General features: G+C 64.5%; 7 protein-coding genes and 1 pseudogene. 5 read left to right on the top strand and 3 right to left on the bottom strand.

The features are described from left to right. Window positions 1-40: 40 nt before the first annotated feature. A complete protein-coding gene (locus G3T14_RS22785; RefSeq protein WP_163644789.1) occupies window positions 41-592 on the bottom strand; it encodes a DUF2478 domain-containing protein in 552 nt (183 codons plus the stop codon). 277 nt (window positions 593-869) lie between these two features. Here G3T14_RS22785 and G3T14_RS22780 point away from each other — a divergent pair, with 277 nt between their 5' ends. Beyond that, the gene (locus G3T14_RS22780) at window positions 870-1,073 is read left to right on the top strand and encodes a hypothetical protein (RefSeq protein ID WP_163644788.1); all 204 of its coding nucleotides are present in this window, start codon (window positions 870-872) and stop codon (window positions 1,071-1,073) included. A gap of 48 nt (window positions 1,074-1,121) precedes the next feature. On the opposite strand, the gene G3T14_RS22775 is transcribed toward G3T14_RS22780, so the two are convergent. Both G3T14_RS22775 and G3T14_RS22770 read right to left on the bottom strand, forming a co-directional pair. Further along, a complete protein-coding gene (locus G3T14_RS22775) occupies window positions 1,122-2,375 on the bottom strand; it encodes a DUF2325 domain-containing protein (protein WP_163644787.1) in 1,254 nt (417 codons plus the stop codon). 101 nt (window positions 2,376-2,476) lie between these two features. Next, entirely contained in the window at window positions 2,477-2,818 is a 342-nt protein-coding gene (locus tag G3T14_RS22770) for a winged helix-turn-helix domain-containing protein (RefSeq protein WP_163644790.1), read from the bottom strand. A gap of 219 nt (window positions 2,819-3,037) precedes the next feature. On the opposite strand from G3T14_RS22770, the gene G3T14_RS22765 reads away from it, so the two are divergent. The 4 genes and pseudogenes from G3T14_RS22765 (at window position 3,038) to G3T14_RS22750 (ending at window position 5,792) form a co-directional block, all read left to right on the top strand. Then, window positions 3,038-4,117 carry an NAD(P)-dependent alcohol dehydrogenase gene (locus tag G3T14_RS22765; protein WP_163644786.1) on the top strand — a complete coding sequence of 360 codons (1,080 nt, stop codon included), beginning with the start codon at window positions 3,038-3,040 and terminating at the stop codon, window positions 4,115-4,117. Between the two features lie 28 nt (window positions 4,118-4,145). Continuing rightward, window positions 4,146-4,928, top strand: a complete 783-nt coding sequence (gene modA / locus G3T14_RS22760; RefSeq protein WP_163644785.1) for a molybdate ABC transporter substrate-binding protein — start codon at window positions 4,146-4,148, stop codon at window positions 4,926-4,928. A gap of 10 nt (window positions 4,929-4,938) precedes the next feature. After that, entirely contained in the window at window positions 4,939-5,148 is a 210-nt protein-coding gene (locus G3T14_RS22755) for a TOBE domain-containing protein (RefSeq protein WP_163644784.1), read from the top strand. Window positions 5,149-5,284: 136 nt separating this feature from the next. Next, a pseudogene (locus G3T14_RS22750) lies at window positions 5,285-5,792 on the top strand (transposase). Window positions 5,793-6,113 lie beyond the last annotated feature (321 nt).

Here is a 6,113-nt window from a genome sequence, read left to right as displayed (position 1 = left end):
AAATACTACGACGCCGAGGACGGCGTGCCGGAATACGGCTTCAAGGAGCCGTAGGTCCGGCCGGCCTCGGTCGGCCATCCACCCGTGGGCGGCGAACCGCCTGCCACCAGCCATCGAGCGTCTCCGCGTCGGGCGCTCCCATCTCGGCGAGCGGACCGGCGAAGGCCTGCCAGGCCGGCACGAACAACGGCGCCACCGCCGTCAGGATCGGCGTTTCGGCTTCGACCGCCGACGCGAAGGCCGCCGAGAGGCCACTTCGCGCCGCTTCCAGCTTGCCGAACTTGCTCAGGACCACGAGATCGCAGCCGGACCGGATCTGAAGTCTTACCGCCTCGCAGGCCGCGATGATCCCGTCGGTGTGGAGCCTGCAGGCGGTCGAGCCCGGTCCGAGATCCTGGTAGATCGGGTAGGTCACCCCAGTGCGAAGGTCCTGCAGACGGTCGCGGGCTGCAGGATCGCGCGCGGCCTCGTCCCGCACCTCGATGACGCCGACGATCCGCGTATCGGGTCCGGACCACCGCGCGACACACGACGCGAGAGCGCCCTGGATGATCAGGTTCGAAGCGCCTTGAAGCGCGAGGATCGGCTTCACCCTGCGTCATGCCTCCCAGGGACGGAGACACGACATCGCACCCATCACCGCCGACATCGCAAGATCCTTTTTCAGCGTGGCCGAGAACGCGAATGCGCGGCGGCGGCGGCCGGTCCGGCGCGAACGGGTTCGGCTTTCGCGTCCAAGTCGCATGAGTACGGCGATCAATCCGCGGGTTGGGTTGCAAAATAATGATACCAGACCAGCAAAAACAGTCATTGCCCATAAATTCTGGAACTATATTGATCGCGCATCTCAAAAATAGAGTTGCACCATCATGGATGACCGTGAACACCTTGAGGCGCGCATCATTGCCCTCGAATACGCCCTGGAAGTTCTGACCGATTGTCTATCCGATCGAAATCTGATCGATCCGGCCAAGATCGCGCGACTGTTCCAGACCGCAGCCGACGCTCCGGAGGCCGGGCGGGCCAATCCCTCCGTCCCGCGCGCCCTGACCAACTTCGCAAAACGCCTGTAGGGGCCGCCGGTCAAACCGCCGGACTTGACGATAGCGGCCCCGTTTCGATCAGTCGCCGACCGTATCCGGGCTCGGCGCGATCGCCTGGATGAAACTCGCGAGACTGGCGCTTCGAACCGGCCGGAACGGGGTGGCGGTGTCCTGGCAGAACCGCTTCACCAGAATCGTCGCTTCGTGGCTGACGCAGTCGACCGGGAACACGACGAGATCGCTCTGGCCGATGAGCCCAGCCAATAGACCGACGCTCTCTTCCACACCGCCATCGTGGCTGAGGAACCACCCTTCGCGCGATTCCGTGAATCGCCTCAGGTTCGCGACCTGACGCGGTCGCCCTCCCACATACAGGATCGTGCGGCGCCGCAGGGTGTCGCCGGTACCGGTCGCGGCGATCTCGGTGCCGCTGGCCTGAGCGGATACGACGCGTTCCAGCGCCGCGACTTCCGCTTCCGCCGCGCGCCGTCCCGCGATCTCCAATTCGAGCGCGACGCTGAGGCGACCCGAGGCCATCATCAAGGTCGCGATCTTCTCGTCGAGCGCTTCGGCATGGGCCCGTTCTCGCGTCAGGCGCATCTCCAGGGTTCGCGTCGCGTCCCGGTCGCAGACCTGATCCCGGATCGGCCCCGCAGCGCTGATACGGCCCTGAACCGCCTCGATCGCGCGGTTGCGATCCGACAGGGCGTCGCGCTCCTCCATCAATGCCGTAATGCGCCGCTCCTGGCGGGAAATGGTTTCATCCTGCTCGGCCAGATCGATTTCATGCTGCCGCAGGCGCCGGATGTCCGCCCGGTTCGACTGCCCGACGAGATGGGACAGCATGTGGACTTCGCCGAAGATATCTTGGACGAGCGCCCAATCGGTGGCCGGATGGGTGATCGCGGCCCAGTAGGCCCCAGGAATCTCGCCACGGTCGAGGGACTCGCGCCATAAAGCGCGCACGTCCGCCTGCGTCACCGCACCGGCAAATCGTTTGATCTCACGCTCGTGTCGGCGGTCGAGGGCCTTCTGCAGCAACTTGCCCCCGCCATCGCGACGGCCCGCCATGTGGACGATCTGGCCGTGGAGCCGATGCTCGCTCATGGTGCGTGCATCGTGTTCGCCGAGCTTGGCCAGCAGGTGGCGTGCGTCGGCCGTCGTGAGACAGGTGCCAACGATGGAGCAATGCAGATTCGGCGAGAGATCCCAGATCCGGTCCCGTCCCTTCTCGGCCGAGGGCGGCTCGGGAAATGTGAAGGGGGCGATCGTCTGGCCGGAGGCGAGGGCCTTCAGGGCGGCCCCGGCAAAATGCGGGCTTTGCGACACCATGCGTCTCCGGACAGTCGTTGTATCCGTTCAGATATAGCCAATGTGTCGGATCACCCTGTGTTTGGCCAGTGGCCGAACCGCAAAGTTTTTCGAGAGGCCGCTTACGAATCGCCGGTCCCCGACGCGATCCTGCTGAGGAACGGCGCGGCGGCCTCGGCGGCCGCGCGCTCGATCGCACGATAATGCTGGACGAGTTCTGCTCCGAACGCAGTCAGCTTGGCACCTCCGCCGCTCTTACCGCCGATCTGCGCCGCGACGACGGGCTGGCCGAAGCCGGTGTTCAACGCTTCGATCAGCATCCACGCCCGCCGGTAGGACATGCCGATCGCCCGCCCTGCCGCGGAGATGGAGCCATGCTCGGCGATCATCTCGAGGAGCTGGATCTTGCCCGGCCCGACGCGGTTCTCCGGGCCGAGATCGATCCGGATGCTCAGGTGCGCCATCTGCCTGCCTCGTGCCACTCGCAAGACCGCGTCGTCCGGGTGCGGGCGCTGCGTTTCACCATGAAACGCGGCAATTCCGAAAATCGTCACGCATCACCCGGACCATCGTTCTTGGTCATACCCCTCTGGCTTGCGCTGTGTAGGAGCGTATATAGCGTGCGAGGTGTCGCGGCGGTGCCTGCCTGCTGGTGCCGCCGATCGACCAGCGTGGAGACCTGCATGTTCAGTTGCATCGGCTATGCGTCGCAGGGTGCCGAAGTGCCTCTCGCACCGTTCAGTTTCGAGCGCCGCGATCCCGGTCCCTCCGACGTCGAGATCGAGATTCTCTATTGCGGCGTCTGCCATTCGGATCTGCATACCGCCCGCAACGAGTGGCAGAATACGCTCTACCCGTGCGTCCCAGGCCACGAGATCGTCGGCAAAGTCACGCGAGTCGGCGCCAGAGTCTCGACCTTCAAGCCGGGCGATCTCGCCGGCGTAGGCTGCATGGTCGATTCCTGCCGTGAATGCGACAGTTGCCGCGAGGGCCTCGAGCAGTATTGCGTGCCGGGCTTCACCGGCACCTATAACGGACCCGAACCACAGATCGGCGGGCATACCTTCGGCGGCTATTCGAGCCACATCGTGGTCGACAGCCATTTCGTTCTCCGGATCCCCGAAAACCTCGATCTCGCTGGAGTGGCGCCCCTCCTGTGCGCGGGCATCACCACCTACTCGCCCCTGCGCCATTGGGGCGTGAAGGCTGGCCAGAAAGTCGGGATCGTCGGCCTCGGCGGACTCGGCCATATGGGCGTGAAACTGGCCCATGCGATGGGCGCGCACGTGGTTCTGTTTACGACCTCGCCTGGCAAGGAGGCCGATGCCCGGCGGCTCGGCGCCGCGGAGGTGGTGATTTCGAAGGATGCCGACGCCATGGCGGCCCAAGGCGAGACCTTCGATTTCATCCTCGATACCGTGGCGGCAACCCACGATATCAATGCCTATCTCGGGCTGCTGAAGCGGGAAGGCACCCTGTGCCAGGTCGGTGCGCCGGAGAAGCCGCTCGCGGTCAACGTCTTCAGTGTGATCTGGCGCCGACGCAGTTTTGCCGGTTCGCTCATCGGCGGCATTGCCGAGACACAAGAGATGCTCGATTTCTGCGCCAAGCATGGGATCACCTCGGATATCGAGATGATCCCGATCGCCGAGATCGAGACGGCCTACGGCCGGATGTTGAAGAGCGATGTAAAATACCGCTTCGTCATCGACATGGCCTCGCTGCCGAAAGCAGCCTGGCCTCAGCCTTCCGGTCCTGATTGATCGCTTCGCTTCGGAGAATCGCCCCCCTATGCGCAACTTCACTCGTGCCCTCGTCGCGGTCGGCCTCCTCGTCGGGATTGGCGCGGCGCATGCCGCCGAAACCACCGTCGTGTTCGGCGCGGCGAGCCTGAAGAACGCCCTCGACAATGCCGGAAAAGCCTTCACCGCCCAAACCGGGATCGACGTGAAGGCGAGCTACGCCGCGTCTTCGGCGCTCGCCCGACAGATCGAATCCGGCGCACCGGCCGACCTCTTCGCGTCGGCCGACCTCGAATGGATGGACTACCTCGAAAAGAAGAACCTCATCCGCCCCGGCAGCCGCGTGAACCTCCTCAGCAACCGCCTCGTCGTCGTGGCACCGAAGGACGCGAAGATCGTCACGCTCGCGTTCACCAATGCGGGATTCACCGAGGCGCTCGGCACCGAAGGACGGCTTGCGACAGGCGAGGTCAATTCGGTGCCGGTGGGCAAGTATGCCAAGGCCGGCTTCGAGACGCTCGGACTCTGGACGACGATCCAGCCGCGCCTCGCTCAAGCCGACAATGTCCGCGCTGCCCTTGCCCTGGTTTCACGCGGCGAAGCGCCCCTCGGTGTCGTCTACGAGAGCGACGCCAAATCCGATCCGGGTGTGAAGATCGTCGGGGTGTTTCCGGCGGACAGCCACCCGCCCGTGGTGTATCCGTTCGCCGTTACAGCCGAGGCCAAGGGCGACGGCGGCGCGCGTTTCCTCGACTTTCTCAAGGGGGCGGCAGCCAAGCCGTTCTTTGAGGCCCAGGGCTTCGGCCTGATCGAGACCGGCACAGCAAATTAGCGAGAACACGATGAAGATCAGCGCACGCAACGTCATCAAGGGCAAGGTCGTCTCGGTGGAGAAGGGTGCCACCACGGCCCATGTGAAGATCGAGATCGCAGCCGGTCAGATCGTCACCGCGGCGATCACCAACGAGGCGGTCGATACCCTGAAGCTCACCGTCGGCGGCGACGCCTACGCCGTGGTCAAAGCCTCCGACGTCATGGTCGCCGTCGATTGACTGTGCGCACCGGGCGGCAGTGATGTCACCGCCGCCCGGACACCTCGAAATACCGCCTTCCGTGTGGGGCGCTGTCGGGATTCCTTGATGCTGTCGGCGTTGGGAGGCTCGGATGGGTTAGCCAGGGTTCCTCGATTTGTATGAGCGCTATCAGCGTCTTTCGGAGAACGGCGACCCGCTGGTGAAGCTGGCGGCCTTGATCGACTTCGCGGCGTTCCGACCGAAGCGGGCGACCGCGTTGGAGCGCTCCGATGGATCGAAGGGTGGCCGCCCGCCCTACGACCCGGTGCTGATGTTCAAAATCGTGATCCTTCAGACGCTCTACACGGTGTCGACGACGCCACGGATTTCCAAATGCGGGATAGGCTGTCGAAGCCCATCTGGCCAAGTATGGCCAGCGCTCGAAGATCCACTTCCGGCGCCAGCGCGGCCATGACCTGACGCCGGCGCAGCGCAAAGCCAACCGCGCCCGCTCCAAAGTTCGCTCGGCCGTCGAGACGGTCTTCGCCGGCCGGAAGCACCGCTTCGACCTGTTCGTGCGCACCATCGGTCTGGCCCGACCCCGAACCAGAATCGGGCTCGCCAACCTCGCCTACAACCTCAAGCGCTTCTCCTGGATCGAAGCCCGGCCGATGGCGGCCTGAGGCAACCTCGGGATGCCCCCCGAGCTCGTTCACGACTACCGCCAAATTGCCAACCCGCTCACGCCAAAGCTGCGAGCGGCTGCCACACCGATGCGGTGGGTGCTTGGTAGCGTATGACCCTGCGACCTGACGGTAGAGGATTGGAAAGCTCCTGGGTCCCCTCCCCTGACGGGAAATGGGTCGTGCAATGTCTTGGCCTCACATCTGACAACGCAAAAACGGCGGAGCTTGGAGGCTCCGCCGTTTGTGTTGTGTGTGATTTGGTCTGTAGTTTTGGTTGCGGGGACAGGATTTGAACCTGTGACCTTCAGGTTATGAGCC

Origin of the sequence: Methylobacterium sp. BTF04, assembly GCF_010692745.1 — a bacterium.
In the GTDB taxonomy this organism is placed as follows: domain Bacteria; phylum Pseudomonadota; class Alphaproteobacteria; order Rhizobiales; family Beijerinckiaceae; genus Methylobacterium.
The sequence above is the reverse complement of the archived record's forward strand: the minus strand, read 5'-3'. Positions and strand labels throughout refer to the sequence as shown.